The organism is Planococcus sp. A6 (assembly GCF_028823615.1).
Lineage (GTDB): Bacteria > Bacillota > Bacilli > Bacillales_A > Planococcaceae > Planococcus.
Genome location: NZ_JAPEHT010000012.1, coordinates 1 through 21,250 on the forward strand (window position 1 = coordinate 1; position 21,250 = coordinate 21,250).

Here is a 21,250-nt window from a genome sequence, read left to right on the forward strand (position 1 = left end):
GGCTCGATTCCCGCCCCACGGAAAGCGAGCGATAAGCTTCGGAAAATGCGGCTCTCCTTATACAGTGATAAGCAATTGTTTATTGGGATCCATCGATACCTTCAATGTTGAACCTGGAGTGATCTCTCCTTTAATCAATTCCTTAGCAATTCGAGTCTCGATTTCACGCTGGATAAAGCGTTTCAGCGGGCGCGCCCCAAAGACCGGGTCCGTTCCTGCTTCAATGATGTAATCGATGACCGAATCCTCGACTTCCAAGGAAATTTGCTGTTGTTTCATCCGAGCGGCCAATTCGCCGATCATTTTCTTGGCGATGCCATAGAAATGCTCATTCGACAAGGAATGAAAAATGACGATATCGTCAATGCGGTTCAACAGCTCCGGCCGGAAATGCTTGCGCAGTTCCATCATGACGATGTCTTCTGTATCGTGTTCGTCACTGCTTGCGCTGATATGTTGGGAACCGATATTCGATGTCATGATGACGACGGTATTGGAGAAGTTCACAAGCCGCCCTTGGCTGTCGGTGATACGCCCGTCGTCTAGGATTTGCAAAAGGATGTTCGCGACATCCGGATGGGCTTTCTCGATTTCATCGAGCAGCACCACGGAATACGGATTGCGGCGGACCGCTTCTGTCAACTGGCCGCCTTCTTCATAGCCGATATATCCAGGAGGTGCCCCGACAAGACGTGATACGCTGTGCTTTTCCATGTACTCGGACATGTCGATGCGGATGAAATGGTCTTCTGAGTCGAACAAGTTCGCTGCCAGCGATTTCGCAAGCTCCGTTTTCCCGACACCGGTTGGCCCAAGGAAAATGAACGAGCCGATCGGCTTTTGTTCATCCTTAATGCCGGCACGTGCTCGCCATACCGCTTCTGTCACCAGTTCGACAGCTCTGTCTTGCCCGATGACGCGCTCTTTTAGGGTATCCCCGAGGCGCAATAGCTTTTCGCGCTCACCTTCGACCAATTTCGTTACCGGAATACCTGTCCAGCGAGCGACAATGCCCGCGATTTCCTCTTCTGTCACTTCTTCGCGAAGCAAACGTTCCCCGCCGTCTCCGGCAAGTTCGACTTCCATGGCGCTCAGCTCTTTTTCAAGCTCTGGAATTTTGCCGTGTTGCAACATCGCCGCTGTATTTAAATCATATTTGTTTTCCGCATCTTCCAATTGGCGGCGGTATTGATCCAATTGTTCGCGCTTGGCCTGGATTTTCTGAAGCGATTGTTTTTCTTCGTTCCATTGCTGCTGCATGCCTTCAGAAGAAGACTTCAGCTCTTCAATCTCTTCGCGCAGCGCAGCGAGGCGTGTTTTGCTCGCTTCGTCTTTTTCTTTTCGAAGCGCCTGCTCTTCAATCTCTAATTGCATGAGGCGCCGCGTCACTTCATCGAGCTCTTGCGGCATGGAATCGATCTCCGTCCGGATCATCGCACACGCTTCGTCGATCAAATCGATTGCTTTGTCCGGAAGGAAACGCTCCGTGATGTACCGGTCCGACATTGTAGCGGCTGCAACGATTGCCCGGTCATGGATGCGCACTCCGTGGTGGAGTTCGAAACGCTCTTTCAATCCGCGGAGAATCGATACTGCATCTTCAACAGAAGGCTCGCGCACCGTCACTTGCTGGAAGCGGCGCTCAAGTGCCGCATCTTTTTCGATATGCATGCGGTATTCATCCAGAGTGGTTGCCCCGATGCAATACAGCTCTCCACGCGCAAGCATCGGTTTGAGCATATTTCCGGCGTCCATCGCGCCTTCTGTTTTACCGGCGCCGACAATCGTATGAATCTCGTCGATAAACAGGATGATCTGCCCTTCACTGTCTTTCACTTGCTTCAATACGCTTTTCAGCCGTTCCTCGAATTCCCCCCGGTATTTTGCGCCTGCAATCAGTGCACTCATATCGAGTTCATAAATGACACGGTCCTTCAAGCCTTCCGGCACATCGTTGCGGACGATGCGCTGTGCCAGTCCTTCGACGATTGCGGTTTTCCCGACGCCCGGTTCACCGATCAATACCGGATTATTCTTTGTCTTTCTGGAAAGAATCCGGATGACATTGCGGATTTCCTGATCGCGTCCGATGACTGGATCCATCTTGCCGGACTGTGCTTGTTCAACCAAATTGCGGCCGAATTGTTCCAATGGCGACTTTTGCTCTTCGTTTGTATTTTGGAATTGAACCAATCAAATCACGCTCCTCTGATTAATTTGACCATCTTTGACTAATTAGATTATATGATTGCCGAGCCCCTTTTGCAACGGAAATGCTCATCAAAAAAAGCCGCAAGGAATTTCTTCCCTGCGGCTTCCTGCTATTTCCTTTATCGAACGCCGAGCGCCATTTTTGCGTAGCGCGACATATGGTCTTTGCTCCAGACAGGCTGCCAGACGATTTTTACATCGACTTCTTCCACTTCCGGCAATTCATACAAAGATGTTTTAACCATCTGGACGATTTGCGGCCCCATTGGGCATCCCATAGAAGTGAGTGTCATCGTGACCACGCAGAAACCATCTTCGGATAATTCTACATCATATACAAGGCCCAAATTGACGATATCAACACCCAGTTCAGGGTCGATGACATTTTCGAGTGCACCTAATAGATAATCTTTTGTTTCTTGATCCATTCGGAATCCCTCCTTTTCCTGTTACTGCTTATCTTACCAAACATCACAGTGAAATGAAATCGACTTGCTTATTCCTTTAATCGGTCGGCAATCCAAGCCGTTGCAGCCAGCATCCCTTTGCGGCTGACCGCGTGCGCAGCTTCGGTTTCTTTCATGAATGCCAGTCGTTCAGGATAGGCGGCATAATCCTGCTGCAATGCATGGAAAAGCCGGTTGGTCGGTTCAAACGGAACGGTCGGGTCTTTTACGCCATGCCAGAAAAAGACCGGGCGCCCGCCAAAGGATTGGCGGTTCAAACTGATATCGAAACGTGACAGGGCCTGGAGCATGCCTTCTCGTTCCTCATCGGTGAGCGGCAAGTCAAAACCGCGCGACTCGTATTGGCGCATTTGGGCTTTCGCCAGCTCCACGTAATTTCCGGATCCCATCATGACGGCTGCCGCTTTGATCCACGGATATGCCGTCAAAGCACCGAGCGTCGTGATGCCTCCCATCGATGTGCCTCCGACAGCCGGTTCTCCGCTAATCAGTTGGCGCTTGTGCAATTCTTTGTGCAAAAATCCGAGTTCTTCGATAGACGTCAAAACGATTTCCCAAAAGCGCAGGCTGATCTGTACCTCATCAAGCGATTGATCCCGCTCTCCGTGAAGCAGCGCATCCGGCAAGATGACACGGACTCCTTTTTTGGCCCATTGCCAGGCATAATGCAAATTATGTTCTTTGGCACTCGTATGCCCGTGCAAGAAAATGACCGTCGGCAATGGACCGCCCGCGTGGCCTTCAGGTGTTATATGTAAGATCGGGATATTTCCCCATAATTCATTTGCTACTTTCATGCGCTTCACTCCTCACCCTAAATCCTACCAATTTTTCTTTGTTCCCGCAAATTCCGGCATTGCCGTCAGGTTTTTTTGACGGATAGCCTCTATTATCGCTAAACTGAAGGTAGATAGAAGGGAGCCGGATTTTCATATGAAACAACATTTAATCGTACTCGACTTGGACGGAACATTATTGACCGACCAAAAAGTCATTTCACCTAAAACCAAGTCCATTTTGAATCAAGCCCAGCAAGCAGGCCACCAGGTCATGATCGCTACGGGGCGTCCATACCGCGCAAGTGAAATCTATTACCGCGAACTCGGCCTCAACACGCCGATTGTCAATTTCAATGGAGCTTTTGTTCATCACCCGAACGACGAACGCTGGGGGCTGCACCATACACCGATCGGCTTGGATGTCGTACACGAAGTCGTCGAATCGATGCACGATTTCGATTTCCACAACATCGTCGCGGAAGTATTGGATGATGTGTATGTCCACCACCACGATGAGAAACTGATGGATATCTTCAGTTTTGGTGACCCAAGCATCACCACGGGGGATTTGCGCAATTATTTAAAAACCGATCCGACGTCGATGCTCATCCATGCACCATACGAAAAAGTCCATGCCATTCACGACCACCTATCGGAAGTGCATGCGGAAGTCATTGACCATCGCCGCTGGGGCGCACCTTGGCACGTCATTGAAATTGTCCGCTCGGGCATGAACAAAGCTGTCGGTATCGACCGCGTTTCAAAATCACTGGGCATCGCGAAAGAGCATATCATCGCATTCGGTGATGAAGACAACGATCTGGAAATGCTGGACTTTGCAGGAGTTGGGGTTGCGATGGGCAATGCCATTGCACCGTTGAAAAACATCGCCAACGAAATCACCTTGACCAATAACGAAGACGGCATAGCTGAATTACTGATGGACCGTTTGAAACTGAAAATCTAAAGGAGGAAGATCCATGAGATTATTTGCAGATAGCGCATCTGATTTACCGAAAGCTTTTTTTGAGCAGGAACAGGTCGTCCTGTTCCCTTTGCGCGTCCATATCGGAGACGCTGAGTACGAAGACATCCGGACAATCGATTCCATGAAAGTCTATGATGCCATCCGTTCCGGCGTCCATCCGAAAACGTCTCAAGCGTCTCCGGAAGAAATGCTCAAGGCATTCGAACAATTGGCAAAAGACAAAGAAGCTGGATTCTACATCGCCTTTTCCTCGGAATTGTCCGGTACCTATGCCACAGCCGTCATGGTGGCAGATCAAGTGCGCGAAGAATACCCGGATTTGGACTTAACGATCGTCGATTCCAAAGCGGCTTCACTCGGCTACGGGCTGCTCGTCAAAGAAGCCGTAAAATTGCGCAATGCCGATGAAAACCACGATGCGATCATCCAAAAAGTGCGTTTCAAGGCCGATCATCTCGAAAGCTTGTTCACGGTTGAAGATCTGGATTACATGGCGAAAGGCGGCCGTATTTCTAAAGGCAGTGCATTCGTCGGCGGCTTATTGAATATTAAGCCTTTGCTTCATGTCGAAGACGGCAAGCTCGTTCCGATTGAAAAATTGCGTGGGCGCAAAAAAGTCATCAAGCGGATGATCGAACTGATGAAAGAACGCGGCAGCAATTTGGACCAGCAAGTGATGGCCATCAGCCATGCCGATGACCTGGAGTTTGCCAACGCACTGAAAGATGAAATCGAAGCTGCCTACAACCCGAAAGAAATCGAAATCCACATGGTCGGTTCCGTGATCGGCGCCCACACAGGACCTGGCACGCTCGCCTTGTTCTTCTTTAATAAAACCGATTGAGGAGTGGACTATTGATGAAAAAAGTGATTATAGTCGGCGCGGTAGCCGGCGGTGCAACTGCAGCGGGCCAACTCCGTTTCTATGACAAGGAGATGAGCATCACGGTATACGACCGGGATTCGACAATGTCCTATGCTGCTTGTGGAACGCCGTATGTCATTGGCGAGGTCATAGAAGATGAGACTTCGATCCTGATGGCCGACCCGGAACAATTCCAGCAAAAACGCAATATCGATGTCAAGCTCGAACACGAAGTCTTGGAAATTCTCCGGCCGGAGAAAAAAATTTACGTCCGCAACTTAAAGACTGGCGATGAATTCTACGATTCCTATGACGCGTTGATTTTGTCTCCGGGCGGCAGCGCCATCATGCCGGATATTGAAGGCTCACAAAAGAGCCATGTATTTACGCTGCGCAGCTATGGCGATATGCAAGCCATCCATTCCTATATCCAAAGCGAAAAGCCTTCCCATTGCGTCGTTTCAGGGGCCGGGTTCATCGGGCTTGAAATGGCGGAGAACCTTAAGCATCTCGGCCTGGAAGTCGATATCGTACATAAGTCGAGAGCCATCCTATCGATTTTGGACGAGGATCTGTCGCAGCTCCTGCATGCGGAACTGGAGAAGAACGGCGTCCAAGTCCATACCGAAACCGTCATCGAAAAAATCGATGATCGAAGCGTTCTGTTGTCCGATGGTAAGAGTCTGGAAACCGATTTTGTCATCATGAGCATCGGCTTGAAACCGAATATCGAACTCGCTGAAACTGCCGGGCTCAGCATCGGTGAAACCGGGGGCATTTGCACCAACGACTTTATGCAGACAGACGACGAAGCGATCTACGCCATAGGGGATGCGTCGGAGAATTTCGATTTTATCACCGGAGACCCGAAACGTGTCCCGCTCGCTGTACCTGCGCACCGCCAAGCTTTTCTTGTGGCTCAGCATATTACCGGAAATCCCATTCCAAAAAAGGGGCTGCTCGGCACTTCCGCATTGAAAGTTTTCGGCTTGGATGCGGCGATGACTGGACTGACAGAAACAGCAATCAAAGAAAAAGGGCTTACCGCCAAAACGGTCAGCCATACCGGAAACTCGAACGCGGGCTATTACCCAGATCACGAAAAATTGACCTTAAAAGTCCATTATAACCCTGAAACCAGACAGATTTTGGGTGCACAATGTGTCGGAGGCAAAGGAGTCGATAAGCGCATCGATGTAATAGCGACCGCGATTTATGGAGGATTAACCGTCGATGATTTGCAGGCGCTCGAACTGTGCTACGCCCCCCCATTCTCTTCGCCGAAAGACCCTGTCAACATGATTGGCTATAAAGCATTCGACTGACTTTTCATTGAAAGTGCCTGGAATTGGGCGCTTTTTCTTACAAAAAAGGGCGGAACAGGTAGTTACCTGTCCACAGCCTTTTGATTATTTATTTTGTTTTGCTGCTTCATCGGCTTTCCGCTGCTTGCCCTTCTTCCAGACAATCCATAAAAAGCCCATAAAAATCAAGTACATTAGCCCAAGCGTGACGATATACGCCGTATTCAGCCCTCGTTTTTCAGTAATATGGTAGGTTTCTACCAATTCTCGGTCCAAGGTGAGGCGGTACTGTCCGTCTTCATCCGGACGAACGATATCGCTTTCGAACAGCCCTCGCATTTCCATTCCTTCACCAACGACCTCTGGCGCCAAACTTAAACTTTTCGTTTCAGAGGAGTTATTAATGGCAATGACCCACGACTCTTCTTCATTTGAACGCTTATACACCATCCAGCCCTCTTCTTCATGAAGCAGTTCCAATTCACCTGTACGCAATGCTTCAGATGAATTGCGCAATGAGTTTAGATTGGTGATGTAGTCGATCAATTCCTTTTCGACCGCCATGTCCAAAATCTGATGCGACTCCGGCAAGGCTTCGCCGTTCATCGCTGTTTCAGAACCATATTGGACGACCGGAATGCCCGGCATCGTCAATAATTGCGCAAATAGCATGCGCCAGCGTGTCGGCGGATAGCCTCTTGACTCGACGATGTCTGATGTAAAGCGTGAACCGTCGAGTGAATCGACACGGATCAATTTGCCTTCTGCTTGCTGCATCAATTCAGGGATATCGGCCAACGATTGGTCAAAATTGCGGTAGCTGTCGCGGAGTGTCTGTTCTACGCCTTGTTGCACGACCGCATCAAATCCAGCCTGGTTCTCCATTTCTGCATCTGCCAGTACGTAAAACCCTTCTTGCTGCTTCATGGCTGTGGAGAAGTTTTCGACGAATGCCGGGTCCAGTTCCTCTGAATCCTGCAGGCGGACTCCGTCTATCCCGTATGTATCACGAAAATCGCTGAACATTTCGATCAAGGCTTGTTGGACTTCTTCATTACCTGTATCGAGCGCGATCGTCTGGTCACCGTTCTCAGTAAACCAATCAGGATTTTCCTGTGCCCACATATGATCCACGCTCACTTCTTGCGTCGGCAAATCGACGATGACTTTCATGTCGCTTTCATGCACTTCGTCGACGAGCGACTGGAATTCTTCCGCCGTTCCGAAATGGCGTTCCAACTGGCTGTAGTCCAGCACTTGCCGCCCATCGTAGCTTGCGGTCTGGAAGACTGGCCCAACTGACAGCACCGTAAAGCCCATATCCCGGACGTGCGCTAGTTCGCTTTCCATCCCTGAGAAATCACCGCCGCTGAACGATGCCGGGTCGGTGGAATCCACTTCATAATCGTTCTGGATCTGTTTATTGAAATAGCGGTCTACGAGCACGTCGTAGATGCTTTCGTCTTCGATTGTGCGGGTTTCTTCAGCTGCTACCATAGTTGTTGACGGCAATAGCAATGCTGCTGCCAACGCCCAAATCATAGTTTTTCTCTTCAATTCCGTACTCCTCCTTCAATGAGGCCAAGATGATGCTCACCCGGTCTATTTTATCAAACTCGCTTGTTTGCCGCCATGTCATCTTGGTGAAAGCGCGGCTGTTTATGCCTAGTTTCGTCCAAACTGTGAAATCCCTATGAGGAATGGCCCGATTTTTCCTATTTCGATGACAATACAAAAAAACTGCACGTATCTTGTCAGTAAAAACCAACAAGGAACGTGCAGCTTTCTATTTGATGGAACGGCCGTTTTAAGCTAAGAAGTTAAAGCCGATCGGCAATTTGAAGCCGAGGAACAAAGTCACGAGCAAGAATACTGCAAACAATGCCCAAAACAAGGTTACAGGCTTTTGTTTTTTGCCACGCACAAGCACCATTTCCATCATGCCGATGGTCAATAGCCCGAATAGGAATTTCAAGCCGTAAAGCATGGCATCGTATGACGAATGCTCAATGAACAATGTCAGCCCGGTAATGATGATCAAAACGTAGATCAGTCTCGTGATCATGTGGACGATTTTGCGCCCCTTGCTGTCGCGGTGCATAAATGCAGCCACGAGGAAAAGCACGATGCCTACTACCCACATGGTAATGTGTAGATGTGTTGTATCAGTTAAAAATCCCAAAAGCTCACCTCATTTAATATAGTCCCCTCAAGTTTACCACATGCAGGACAATTGGAAGTGATTGTTCCTTATGACAAATGTGTGACGAGTGTGCCGATTGACTGGATGGATACTTTGATCGTATCGCCCGCTTTCAAGAACTTCGGCGGATTGAATCCTTTGCCTACGCCAGCCGGGGTTCCGGTCAAGATGACATCGCCCGGTTCAAGTGCCACCGATTTGGAAATCTCTGCGATCAACTCATCCACGCGGCGGATCATGTTTTCCGTATTGCCATTTTGGCGTACTTCGTCGTTCACTTTCGTCACAAGGGACAGGTTCTGAGATTGCGGAATCTCATCCTTCGTTACCAAATATGGTCCCATTGGGCAAGAGCCTGGCAAGCTTTTCCCAAGGAAATATTGCTGGTGTTTTTCCTGAAGATCGCGCGCTGTCAAGTCAAGCGCGATGGTATACCCGAATACATGATCGTAAGCCAGCTGTTTCGGAATTTTATGTCCTGCTTTGCCGATTACGACAGCTAGTTCACCTTCGTAGTCATACGAATCGGTGATATCTGCATGCACAGGGACTGTTTCTTCATCAGCAGCGACCGTATTCGGCGCTTTCGTGAAAACGACCATATCCGTTGGTGCCTGCCCGCCCATTTCTTCTGCATGATCAGCGTAGTTCTTCCCGATGCAGATAAAGTTTTTCGGAGGTCTCGGGACAGGCGCCTGCCATTCGATTTCCGAAAAAGAGTGTTTGAATTGCTCAGGGGTTTCCGATTGGACAGCCGCCTCCGTCAATTTGCGGATCTGTTCCACAAACTCCATTCCTTGCGACACTCCATCAATCAGCTTTTCCGGAAATTCCGGCAGTACTTCCAGCTGCTCCTGGATGGCGAGGACATCCCACACGGCTTCTTCTTTTTTTACCTTTGGTCCAAAACGTTCTTCTCCTTGAAAGCGAAACGATAGAAGTTTCATTCGTCAAACACTCCTTTTCTGTGATTGCATTCATTATACACATTCAGCGTTTTGAATTGTTGCTTTTTTCAAAATTATTTCCGTAAGTCCATCGGCGCCAGATCATTTCGATCGGTCCCCGATTGAATTTACTGAACCACAATTCCGCAAAGATTAATTGGACAATGAATATACCGACGGCGATCAAGGTCCCGGTCAATAGATCCACTTGGCCGTATAAGCCCAGGCCGAAGGAATAAAAGATGCTTGTCGCGATAATCGATTGCGTGATATAGATGGTCATCGACATCCTGCCCGCTTTGACCAGTGGCGACAAAACCTTCATAAACGTCAGGTTCAGCGACAATAACGCGATAATACCCGCATAGCCTACCGCCACCAATGGGCCTCCAAACATTTCCTGGACATATTGGAAAGCATAATTGGTGTCGAATAGATAAGGAGTTGATTTCAGCAATAAGCCGATAGCAAGCGAACTAAAGGTCAATATCAGCCACGTCTTTTTCTTATTGGCTACTTGTTCAATCATCTGCCACTTAGCCGCTGCTGCGCCCACCATCATCAATGGCAAGATGGTGACTACATAAATGATAAAACTGAATGGATTGTTGCCATAATACCAATCCGTCAGCCGTCTACTGAAGATTTCAGCGAAACTCCCTGAGCCATATGCTGCAATGGACTGCTCGGCTTCCTGATAACCAATATAAATATTCGGATCTGCCATGACCGAAATAAACATAATGGCGGTGAACATCAAATGAGGCAATGTGTAGATCAGTATGCCAAGGCCAAGAAGCCAGTTTGCCGGCAAACTGAGCATACCGATCAACAACAAGCCCATAAGTGCATAGGTAATTAAAATATCTCCATACCAAATGAAGAATGCATGGATGATCCCAAATCCCAATAAGATCACCAGCCGCTTGATGGCTACCGGCAAAAATGGCTGCCCTTGTCCTTGAGCCCGCAAGAATTGCATCATCAAGCCATATCCGAACAACATTGCGAATAACGGATAAAAACTGGCCTGAACGAAAATGTCCAAGCCGGTGAAAATGGTTTGGTCCATATTGCTGCTGAACCATTTATACGGATCGATATAAGATAAAGGCGTGTGGAAGGCCAGCATGTTGATGAGCAGGATTCCGAATAACGAAAATCCCCTCATCAAATCGATGGCATCCACCCGTTCACGTAAAGAGATCGGCTGTAATTTCAAAATAATCCTCCTAGACTTCCACTTCTTCATTTGTCGAGAATAAATACAAGATACACTCTTTGATCGCAATGCGCAAAATCGCTTCCACCGCTTCTTGGTACACTGATAATTGGATCGAGTAGCGCTCTTTCATGGCCGATTGGACATTGCCCATACCGCGCGTTTGGTCGGTTTTATAATCGAGCAAGATCCATTCCCCGTCTTCCTTGAACAGGCAATCGACGATCCCTTGGACGATTTGATGGTCGCCATCTTCATCAGCGCGTGCATACGTAAAAGGAACTTCCCGTCTGACATCCTCGGCGTTCATCAGGCGCTGTGCGATCTTACTATGGAAAAACGCTTCAACTTGCTCAGCTTTGACAGCCTGCGCTTCTTCCTTCGTAAGAATTTCACGTCCTGTCAACTCGTCGAGAAATTGCCGGATCTCCTCCACATCCATCTGCCGCTCAAGCGGCAAATGCTGCATGACGGTGTGGACTGCCGTACCGATATCTGCAGCTGACAGTTTGCGGTCCATCAGGAAATCCGGGCGGTGAGGCGCTCTCTTTTGAGTTTTCGGCTGATAATTCTGGATGAACGATTCCGGCTCATCCGAACGCTGCAATAACTGCAGCCTCTTCATTTCCGTCACCGATTGCTTGGAACGTTTTTCGACAGCTGCCTGATGGGGATAAGCGAAGTCGAATCGGCTGTGGATCAATGCGGCGTCCGCTTCAGCTTCCGGCCGGTCTTGTTGGGCTTCGAGCAAAGGCTGCGGCTCTTCTAAGGAAACGGTCTCGACAATATCGATCTGGAAACGTGAATGATGCTCGAGCACTTCACTGCCTACATGCAGTTCTTCGGCATCGGGATGCCTGGACACGGCAGGGCCGATCCAATCCAAATAGGATTTTGCACGCGAACGTTTAAAGTCAGGCAACAGCACGTCGCCCGAGGAAGTTTTCCACTTCTCGAGTAAACGGTCAATGTCTTTTACCGAAGCGGTCAAGTAGAGCTTTTCTTTCGCACGGGTCATGGCCACATACAACACCCGCATCTCTTCAGCCTTCATCTGCAATTGTTTCATTTCTTTAACGGCAAGATAAGGCAGCGAAGTGTATTCGATGCGTGTATCGGGATTGACGGCCTTGACCGCAAGTCCGTATTGCTGGTCGAATAAATACGGTTTGTGGAAATCCATTTCATTGAACGGCCTTCCGGTTCCCGCAAAAAAGACGACCGGAAATTCAAGGCCTTTCGATTTATGGACGGTCATGAGCCGCACGACATTTTCCTTTTCGCTCAACGACTTTGCAGTTCCAAGGTCGTCACCCCGCTCCCGCATGCGGTCGATGAAGCGCAGGAATCGGAACAATCCGCGAAAAGCGGTTTTCTCGTATTCGAGTGCTCGGTCATGAAGGGCACGCAGATTCGCTTGGCGCTGCTTGCCGTTCGACATAGCACCCGTCATTTCGTAGTAATTCGTATCCAGGTACACTTTCCAAATCAATTCCGACAACGAGCCCCTGCGCGCCAAATCCCGCCAAATACGGAGGCTGTTCGTGAAACGGGCCAGCTTAATCCGAGTGGCTTCATCCATTGTGCCGATGCGGATAAACGCTTTCAATGCATCATAAAAAGTTCCTTTTGCATCGGCAAGCCGGATCGCTGCCAACTCATTTTCCTGTAGGCCGAAAAACGGCGCGCGCAACACGGCGGCAAGCGGAATATCCTGGTACGGGTTATCGATGACGCGCAATGTATTAAGCATGATCATCACTTCAAGAGCATCGAAATACCCTCCGCTCAACTCTGCGTAAAGAGGGACGCCAGCCATTTTGAATTCGTCGGAAAAGTCACCCGACCAAGTCATCGAACGCATCAATACGACAATATCGCGGTATTCAAGCGGGCGCTCTTTCCCGCTCCATGGATCGTGCACGAGCGTTCCCGCATCCATCATATGGCGGATCTTTTGCGCTATCCAGCGTGCTTCCCATTGCGACTTGTCCATATCGACAGTTATTTCTTCCCCTTCTTCTGTTTCCGGTTCATGGATAAGCGTCAAGTGAATCGGCACATCTTCTTCGGGATAGGGCGCTTTCGGCTTCAATGCCGCATCTTCATCGTAACTGATTTCACCGACGCGCTCGCCCATAATTTGCGAAAAGATGTAATTGGTGCCATCGAGCACTTCTTTGCGGCTCCTGAAATTGGCGTTCAAATCGATTCGCAGGCCCGTCTCGTCCGCTTCCCTGCTAAAGCGGGAATACTTGCCCAAGAACAACATCGGCTCCGCCAAACGGAAACGGTAGATGGACTGTTTAACGTCCCCTACCATGAATAAATTGCCATCTTGTTCCGATCCGGACTTCACAAGGCTGAGTATCGTTTCCTGCAGCATATTCGTATCTTGGTATTCATCAACCAAAACTTCTTTGAAGCGTGTGCGGTAATCCTGAGCGATCGCAGAAGGTTCTCCCCCATCGCTCAGGATTTCCAGCGCGTAATGCTCCAAATCCGAGAAATCGACCAAACCGCGATCGATTTTAAGAGCCTTGTATTCTTCCGCAAAACGCTTCGTCAAATCGACCAATGTCCGCATAAGCGGTGCCATTTCGCGCATTTCCGCAAGCAGGCGCTCAGGGGCGCGGGTGAAATACCCCTCTTTTACATCATTGAACAGTTTTTTCGCTTCATTTCTCCGTGCTTTCGCTTCTTCCGCCAACTGCGGGTCGCAGGAATCCTTTTTCACAGACGCCAAGCGCTCCCATTTAATGTTCCGGGCATAAGCATGAAGCGATGCCCAAGATTCATCCAGTGCGTCGATTGCGGCGCGGATCAGCGTAGCATCCATCCGGAAATTCTCTTCCAATACGGCAGGGCCGTCCGGACGGGTAGCTATCTCCCAACCTTCATCAAGTAAATTAAGCGCTGCTTCGAAACTATGACGTATCGTCATTTTCAAGTCTTCCATGAACGGCAGGCCGTCGATCGTGGCGTGTTCCGGTACATCGTATAACGTTGGCAATTGTTCAAGCCAAGCTTCCGGTTCAGGATGCACACGCGAATAATCGTATAGTTTGCCCAGCAGAATCTCCATTGCCTGGTCGCTGCGGTCAGAAGTAAAACTGTCTGCGAGCCTGTAAACCTTCTCGCGCCCTTCGCCTTCGTATGCGGATTCAAGCACCGCTTCCATGACATCATCACGAAGCAAGGCCGCTTCCGTATCTCCCGCAATGCGGAAGCCAGGGTCAATTTCCAGCAGATAGGCGTATTGCTTCACGACTTGCAGGCAGAACGAATGCAAAGTCGAAATCTGTGCTTTATTGATCAGCCGCAGCTGCTTTTTTAAATGAACGGATTCTGGCTGTTCCGTGACCGCCTGCTCAAGCGCCGCTGACATGCGGTGGCGCATTTCCGCTGCCGATGCGTTCGTGAAGGTGACGACCAAAAGCTCATCGACGGATATCGGATCTTGTTCATCGAGCACTTTTTCGATCATCCGGTTGATCAGGACAGCCGTTTTCCCGGAACCTGCCGCAGCCGATACGAGCATATCCTTTCCCTTTGCCCATATCGCCTGCCATTGTTCATCGGTCCATGTAGCATCATTCGGTTTTTCCGGTATCATCAGCGCTCAACTCCTTGCGTATTTTCTCCACTGCCTGGTCGGGGCTCAACACCGGCAATTTGCGATAGCTCTGGTCGGGGTCACTCGGGTCGAATTGACACACTGCGCGGAAATTACAGAATTGGCAAGGCGTGTCGTCTTTTAAGCGGTATGGCGAAACGGCTGTATTGCCGTCAAGAATGCCATTTCCTGCCCCTTGGTGTTTTTTCCGGACAAATTTGCGGATCGTTTCCATATCGTCTTTTTCCACTGTTTTCGATGAGCCCTTCGAGACCGAACCGTTTTTGTTGAGCCGCACTGGAATGACATTTGAATACCCGTCAATCTGCGCGTCCATCGCCTGTATGACTTCCGGATCTTCAACAACCAAACCGTTCATCTTAAATGACTTCGCAAGTTCTTCTTCCAGTTCTTCAGCGGTCAGTAATTTCGTCATTTTCAACATCGGGTTGTGCATATGGAAATACAGCACCCCTGCCGGCTCCGCCTGCTCCCCAAGCCAGCGCTTCGAATGGGTCAGCGCCACATCCAAATAAGTGAAAGTTTGAAGTGCCAACCCGTGGTAAACTTCGCCCAAATCCAGGCCTTGCTTGGATGATTTATAATCGACGACCCGCAAATACGGCTTGCCGCCGATATCAGTTGAATCGATGCGGTCAATGCGGCCCCTGACATTCATCTTGCGCCCGCGATCAAGCGCAATGTCGAGCGGCGGAATCGCTTCTTTCGTCCCGAAGCCTACTTCAAGCGCAACCGGCACAAAGCCGGAAACTTGCGCATGTTTGCTCAGCATGAAAGCCGTCTGGCGGATGATGCCTTCAAGCTTGTATTGGATATACCGATAGCGATGCGAACTCAACAGGATCTGGTTGACGAAATAAGGCGATAATTGTTCGATCGCCCGCTTCGCGAGATCCGCGCATTGTTCTTTGCTTAGCGACGACCAGGAAACGCCGAGTTGCATCACTTCATCGGAAATCCATTTGATTGCGGCATGGAATAAATCTCCCATTGCCGGTGCAGCCAAACGGTATTGGCTGCGTTCTTCGAGTTTCAAGCCATAAGCTGCATAATGGGCAAATTGGCAGCTATGATACGTCTCGATACGGGATACGCTCGAGGCGATCGGTGCACCGTAAAGCGATTCAGCGATTTCTTCCGATAGCTTTTCAGCTTTCCCATGGCTCAAAGGCTTGAAGATTTGATTGATAATTGACGACCATAACGGGTCTTCCCGGTAGTAATCGAGCACAGCCTGCCATTGTCCCGTGAGCTCACCGCTCCTGATTTGGGCAGCAAGATGCGAAAGCGTTGCACGCGGATGGCTAATGTATTCCAATGCATCCGGCTCATGCAGCTCTTCCGGGCCGATCGCTGCCAATTTAGGCTCCACCTGAAGCAAATCGGCGATTTTCCTGATATATAAAGAAGGCAATAAGGCTTTTCCTTCTTCGTCCGCAATCGGGTAAGAGACGCTCAGCCGATCGGAAGCGGAAGAGAACGAGCGATAGGCCATATAAGTTTCATCCATCAAACGCATACGGGAGCTTGGTGCGAGTTCGATGCCAATTTTTTGGAACCACTCGCGCTCTGCATCTGTCAAGAGCCCTTCGTGTTCAATGCGCTGCGGCAAGACGCCGTCGTTTGCGCCGATGATGAAGACCGACCGAATGTCCATCAAGCGCGCCAGGTCCATTTTGGCGATGGTCACTTGATCGAGCGACGGCGGTATGCGGGAAAACTCCAAAGTTTCGAAGCCTTCATCAAGAATCCGTGCTGCGCTTTGAAGGTCCAGTTCTTTGTCCCCGAACATCAGGACAAATTGGTCGAGCACACCGACCCATTGATTCCAAGCCTGCTCATGTTCCGTCGCAGCAAGCAATTGATGATCGGCTTCTTCGCGGTCTTTCAGCAGCTGGATTTTCGAGTAGACATCGAGCTCTTCGATGAACTGAAACAGCGCTGTAGCAAAGTCGCGGCCGGTTACGCAATCGCCAAGGCGTGTTTTCAAACGCTCAAGCGGGTCGCGCACCACATCCCGGACGGTTTGCAATTCCATCTGGAGCGCCAATTCTTCGTCTGTCTGGATGCCGGAATGAAATTCGAGCCCGCGGTATTTTTTATAGATCCAGCGCTTGTCATCAAACCAGCGGTCTCCGTAGATGCCATTGGCAAGAACGAAATTCTCCAGTTGGTCCCCTCGCTCCCGCCATTTGCTGACATTGCCTTCAGGAAAGAACAAATCCGTCTTCAACGCCCGGAAAACCGGTTCATACGCATAATTGCCGATGACCGCTTCGAGTGCGGAACGGCTGAATTCGATTAATGGATGATGAAGCATTGACTTTTTTTGGCTGATGAAATAAGGGATTTCGTATTGAGGAAAAATAGTGTTGATCAATTCGTCGTACACTTCCGGCTGGCGGTAAAGCACCGCAATATCGTTATAGCGGCAGCCATCCATCACTTGTTGCCGGATCGACCGCGCAAGCTCATGGATTTCAGCGCGGCGGTTGGACGCTTCGACCAATTCGACAGCCCCTTGCCCTTCGATGGACGGGGCAGGAAAGGTTTCGATGAAGCGTTCGATATGCAGAAGTTCCTCGTTCATGAAACGTTTTGGCTCTTGCAAGTATACTTCCGGTTCCAGCCCGATTCCTTCCGATGCGGCAAGATCCGTCAAACGGCTTGCCGTGACGGCGGATTGGTAGAATAACGACTGTTCATCCTCCGTACTGCTTGTGTCATCCATCGGCAAGACGATCGTCACCGATTTGGCATGCTTCAACAACTCTTCAATGATTTGGAACTCGCGCGCTGTAAAGCTAACGAACCCATCGATATAAATAGCCGAATGCTTGATCGTTTCCGAATGGCGGATTTTTTCGCTCAATAAGCCGAGATGGCCTTCGGAATCCACGAACACTTTGCCAAGCCTCCGGTCGATTTCCAGCAAGATGAGTTCGAGATCTGCTGCCTTGTCCTGCAGCGTCCTCGGGGCTCCGGCTGTTTCAAGAGATGACCGTATCGTTCCAATTTCATCGCAATCGATGCAATACCGGGAAAACTCTTTGATCAATTGCTCAATTTGGTCGGTGAAGCCCCGTTTTCCTGCCGCTCTTCTGAATAAGTGAAACTCATCTTTATGTTCTTCGAGCAGGCTGCGGATCAGCATGCGGTAGCCGAATGTGTCGATTTCCTTGCGGCTGATCCCGCCGACCTCTTGCAACACGCGCCAGGCAAGACGCTTGAAAGTCACGGCCTGCGCACGGATCATGCCGTTCATGCCGTATGCGGCGGACAAACGATACTCCGTAGAAAAAGACATCTGGTCCGGGACGATAAGAAATATTGGATCCCCATCCGCTTGGTCTTTCAAACTATCGGCGATTTCTTTCTGGACAAAACGGGTTTTTCCGGTACCGGCGCGCCCGTAGACAATTCGTAAAGACATGTAATGCACCCCTTTTCAATAAGAACATTTGTTCTTATTATACAATAAACAATCGAAAAGAACGACTTTCCTGTTAAGATAGCCGTTCTTTTTCGCGTTCTTCTTTCGCCCTTTTGAAGTCGGCTTCCACTTTTTTATTGAGCCTCTTCTCCAAAATTTTCCCGATAACATAAAGTAGCACGATAACAGCAATGACGATACCTGTCCGGATCGGCTGTGTGAACAAAGCGCGGATATCATAGCCGACGTAGGAAATCGTCAAGACCATGACGAATTTGCCCGCCATCAAGGTCAATAAGTAATAATGGCGGCTGATATTCGATAGCCCGGCCACCAAGTTGACCAATGCCGATGGCGTAAACGGGAAACACAGGAGCAAGAACAAGGGGCCGAAGCCGTTCCGCTCCACCCAATGGATGAGCCTTTCGACTTTCTCATGACGCGTCATGAAATTCATGAATCGCGCTTGCCCGAACTTGCGGATCAACAGGAATACGGTATACGAACCGGCAACTGCCCCGCCCCATGACAGAAGGAAACCAAGCCATAGGCCATAGGCAGTCGCATTGGCGAAGACGAAGACAAAGAGCGGCAAAAAAGGTAAAAACGATTCAAGGAACGGCAGCAAAAATCCGATGAGTGGGCCGAATGCCCGGTAAGATTGCGTTAACTCGACAATGTTTTCCATAGTAAAAAAATCCGACATAGGCTCATTCCTTTTAAATTGCGCGATTTTTCAATAATGAATCTAAAAACAGGAGAAAATATGCTATGCTATTATAATTACTTTACACTCTTTCTCCCGTTTTGGAAAAGAGAAATACTTGCGGCAAAAGGAGCGGAATAAATTGCAAGAACACAGATTCTCTTCGGGGCTGAAAGCCGGCGCCAGCATTGCCATCGGCTATTTCCCGGTTGCGCTGACTTTTGGGCTGCTGGCCAAAACGACAGGTTTATCACTCATCGAAGCGACCGCCATGAGCATTTTCGTCTTTGCCGGCGCTGCCCAGTACATATCACTTTCCCTTATCACAGCCGGTGTACTCCCGGCGCTCATTGTCGTCAATACGTTCATCGTCAACATCCGCCACTTTTTGATGACAGCGGCATTGAATGAAAAGATGGAGCCGGATGCCCGTTGGAAAAAAGCGCTGTACGCATTCGGCATAACCGATGAAACGTTTACGGTGCTAGCCACTCAGCCGGGCGACAAGATCCGTACTTCATTTGCGGCTGGTGTCATCGTTATTTCCTACGGAAGCTGGGTGGCATTCACTTCACTTGGTCATTTAATTGGCGCCAGCCTCCCTGGTTTCCTGCAGGCTTCCATGTCGATCGCGCTTTATGCGATGTTCGTCGGCTTGCTAGTGCCGTCCATGAAAGGCAACCGGAAAGTCGTCAGCCTGGCGTTGATCGCCGCACTCTTCAACTCGATGTTCTATTTCACCGGCTGGCTGTCCACTGGCTGGGCAATCATGGTGTCGACGCTTGCTTCAGCGATCATCATTGAACTGATTTCACGGAAAGGAGTTGCTGCCTGATGGGTGCCTGGTTTTGGTGGATGATTTTTGGAATGGCCGTTGTTACTTATATTCCACGCGCAATTCCGTTAACCTTTTTGGAAGGCCGGGAATTACCGGAAGCCGTGCAGAATGTTTTGCGCAATATTCCTTATGCCGTGCTCGGCGCATTGATTTTTCCGGCTGTGTTCTTTATACAGGAAAACGTCTGGTTCGGCGTAATCGGGGCCGCATCCGCATTTGCCATCGCGTTTACCGGTGCGAACGTTATCCTCGTCGTACTCGGGACCATTGCCATTCTCTCCGTATACGGACTGTGGTTCGGATAATAAGAAAAAAAGCCGTCACTCATTTTCATGAGCTTCGGCTTTTTTTCTTTTACGATACATATTGCTCGCATACCAGAAACCAGCTGTTAACGAAGCGGCGTTGACGACAAACAATAGCCACGTATGTGTGAAGCCGGCATAAACGGCCGCGGCGATCAAAGCCACGGTCAATATGAGGCCGACATAATGGTTGAACGTCACGCGCGTAAACAGGATAACAAGAAGCCCGGGCACAAACAGCGATAGGAAAAACTTAGTCACCATTGACTCCATATTCTTCTCTCCTTACTCGACAATCAAGAGACCCAGGCGGTGATGGTCATGGCGGAAGACGACATGCTGCCGTAAACGCATTTCCAGGTTATGATCGATTACTTCCAGGCGGCAATGCGCTGCATTGAGCTGGATCGCTTCGTATAGTTCTGTTTCATTTGTTACGGTTGTGCCGTTTACTTTGCGGATGATTTCCCCGCGCACAAGCCCCATCTTCTCTGCCGGAGATCCCGGAAGCACGTCGATGATCATGACGCCTTGCGCTTGTGGTGTCACGGTGTAATTCCCGCTGCGCTCTTTCTGTGCATAATACAAGCTAATTCCCAAACGGAACAATGCTCCGGCGGCCAGCGCGATAATCGCCATCGGCTGCCAAAGAAAACCGAATAAGGCAAGGACGATCGTCAACACAGCTGACCAAGCGACCGATTTCGCGATTTTTGGATACAAATAAACAGGCAGCGTGCGTTTGCTGCGCCCTTGGAACCCAAATACCAGCGGGAACAAAATGAATGAAAAGGCCGATTCACCAATCGGAAGCTGCGGCCAGTATGGTGCGTATTCGGAGATCATTTCTCCAGGGACGACCAGAATAGCCGGTATCAGCCATAGCCGGCGGGAAATATAGGCAGCGGCACGCAATCCGCGAGCTGATTTATGCAAACGCGGCGAAGCGGCAGCAGCAGCTGACTTTTCGACCATGCGGCTTTCGATGAACAGTAAAAGTCCTGCAATCAATGCGACTGAAATGAGCCAGCCGTCCGCAAGCCCTCTGCCCGTCATTTCGGCGAACCCTAGATTGATCACCCAATCATTGGCTTCGAACAACCAGACGACCAGCGCAGCCGCTCCCGCCAAATAGACGAAAGAAGCCAGGTGGTAAAAACCTGTCAGCATGACGATAATGCTCACGATGCTGAGTGCAATCAACCATTCCATCGGCACTGCCAAACCGGCAGCAGCCACGATGACCGATAAGATTAACGCATACAACCAGCCATCTTTCAGCAAGCGTGTGCTTTTTTAACGCGAAAATATCCAAGCATCGTCGCAGCAAATAATGCGACATAAA

Annotated in this window: 17 protein-coding genes; 5 read left to right on the forward strand and 12 right to left on the reverse strand. The window is 49.7% G+C overall.

The window, feature by feature from the left end:
• Positions 1-57: 57 nt before the first annotated feature.
• From ON064_RS03140 to ON064_RS03150, 3 genes are all read right to left on the reverse strand, one after another.
• On the reverse strand, positions 58-2,193 hold the full coding sequence (locus ON064_RS03140) for an ATP-dependent Clp protease ATP-binding subunit (RefSeq protein ID WP_274623580.1): 2,136 nt from the start codon (positions 2,191-2,193) through the stop codon (positions 58-60).
• Positions 2,194-2,330: 137 nt separating this feature from the next.
• Complete coding sequence (locus ON064_RS03145) at positions 2,331-2,639, reverse strand: metal-sulfur cluster assembly factor (RefSeq protein ID WP_058383381.1); 309 nt, start codon at positions 2,637-2,639, stop codon at positions 2,331-2,333.
• Positions 2,640-2,707: 68 nt separating this feature from the next.
• Positions 2,708-3,475, reverse strand: coding sequence for an alpha/beta fold hydrolase (locus tag ON064_RS03150; RefSeq protein ID WP_274623581.1), 768 nt, complete (start codon positions 3,473-3,475; stop codon positions 2,708-2,710).
• Between the two features lie 136 nt (positions 3,476-3,611).
• Here ON064_RS03150 and ON064_RS03155 point away from each other — a divergent pair, with 136 nt between their 5' ends.
• The 3 genes from ON064_RS03155 to ON064_RS03165 are packed head-to-tail and all read left to right on the forward strand — an operon-like array spanning position 3,612 to position 6,635.
• Positions 3,612-4,424, forward strand: coding sequence for a Cof-type HAD-IIB family hydrolase (locus ON064_RS03155; RefSeq protein WP_274623582.1), 813 nt, complete (start codon positions 3,612-3,614; stop codon positions 4,422-4,424).
• 13 nt (positions 4,425-4,437) lie between these two features.
• Positions 4,438-5,289 carry a DegV family protein gene (locus ON064_RS03160; protein WP_274623583.1) on the forward strand — a complete coding sequence of 284 codons (852 nt, stop codon included), beginning with the start codon at positions 4,438-4,440 and terminating at the stop codon, positions 5,287-5,289.
• A 14-nt stretch (positions 5,290-5,303) separates the two neighbouring features.
• Positions 5,304-6,635: a CoA-disulfide reductase gene (locus ON064_RS03165; protein ID WP_274623584.1), complete on the forward strand. Its 1,332-nt coding sequence runs from the start codon at positions 5,304-5,306 to the stop codon at positions 6,633-6,635.
• 84 nt (positions 6,636-6,719) lie between these two features.
• Here the strand turns inward: ON064_RS03165 and ON064_RS03170 are convergent, their stop codons facing one another.
• The 7 genes from ON064_RS03170 to ON064_RS03200 form a co-directional block, all read right to left on the reverse strand.
• A complete protein-coding gene (locus tag ON064_RS03170) occupies positions 6,720-8,171 on the reverse strand; it encodes an alpha-amylase family glycosyl hydrolase (protein WP_274623585.1) in 1,452 nt (483 codons plus the stop codon).
• Positions 8,172-8,421: 250 nt separating this feature from the next.
• A complete protein-coding gene (locus tag ON064_RS03175; protein WP_274623586.1) occupies positions 8,422-8,796 on the reverse strand; it encodes a YisL family protein in 375 nt (124 codons plus the stop codon).
• A gap of 68 nt (positions 8,797-8,864) precedes the next feature.
• Entirely contained in the window at positions 8,865-9,764 is a 900-nt protein-coding gene (locus ON064_RS03180) for a fumarylacetoacetate hydrolase family protein (RefSeq protein ID WP_121297885.1), read from the reverse strand.
• A gap of 43 nt (positions 9,765-9,807) precedes the next feature.
• Positions 9,808-10,986: a DUF418 domain-containing protein gene (locus ON064_RS03185; protein WP_274623587.1), complete on the reverse strand. Its 1,179-nt coding sequence runs from the start codon at positions 10,984-10,986 to the stop codon at positions 9,808-9,810.
• 10 nt (positions 10,987-10,996) lie between these two features.
• Entirely contained in the window at positions 10,997-14,602 is a 3,606-nt protein-coding gene (gene addA, locus ON064_RS03190; RefSeq protein WP_274623588.1) for a helicase-exonuclease AddAB subunit AddA, read from the reverse strand.
• Positions 14,580-18,056: a helicase-exonuclease AddAB subunit AddB gene (addB, locus tag ON064_RS03195; RefSeq protein ID WP_274623589.1), complete on the reverse strand. Its 3,477-nt coding sequence runs from the start codon at positions 18,054-18,056 to the stop codon at positions 14,580-14,582. Before addB ends, addA begins: the two co-directional genes overlap by 23 nt.
• A 73-nt stretch (positions 18,057-18,129) precedes the next feature.
• Complete coding sequence (locus tag ON064_RS03200) at positions 18,130-18,744, reverse strand: TVP38/TMEM64 family protein (RefSeq protein ID WP_121299454.1); 615 nt, start codon at positions 18,742-18,744, stop codon at positions 18,130-18,132.
• 160 nt (positions 18,745-18,904) lie between these two features.
• Here ON064_RS03200 and ON064_RS03205 point away from each other — a divergent pair, with 160 nt between their 5' ends.
• Together ON064_RS03205 and ON064_RS03210 are read left to right on the forward strand one after the other, a co-directional pair.
• A complete protein-coding gene (locus tag ON064_RS03205) occupies positions 18,905-19,597 on the forward strand; it encodes an AzlC family ABC transporter permease (RefSeq protein ID WP_274623590.1) in 693 nt (230 codons plus the stop codon).
• Positions 19,597-19,905, forward strand: a complete 309-nt coding sequence (locus ON064_RS03210) for an AzlD domain-containing protein (RefSeq protein ID WP_121297889.1) — start codon at positions 19,597-19,599, stop codon at positions 19,903-19,905. Before ON064_RS03205 ends, ON064_RS03210 begins: the two co-directional genes overlap by 1 nt.
• A gap of 15 nt (positions 19,906-19,920) precedes the next feature.
• Here ON064_RS03210 and ON064_RS03215 read toward each other — a convergent pair whose 3' ends face one another.
• Entirely contained in the window at positions 19,921-20,178 is a 258-nt protein-coding gene (locus ON064_RS03215) for a CsbA family protein (RefSeq protein WP_274623591.1), read from the reverse strand.
• Between the two features lie 12 nt (positions 20,179-20,190).
• The gene (locus tag ON064_RS03220) at positions 20,191-21,171 is read right to left on the reverse strand and encodes a PDZ domain-containing protein (RefSeq protein WP_274623592.1); all 981 of its coding nucleotides are present in this window, start codon (positions 21,169-21,171) and stop codon (positions 20,191-20,193) included.
• Positions 21,172-21,250: the final 79 nt, after the last annotated feature.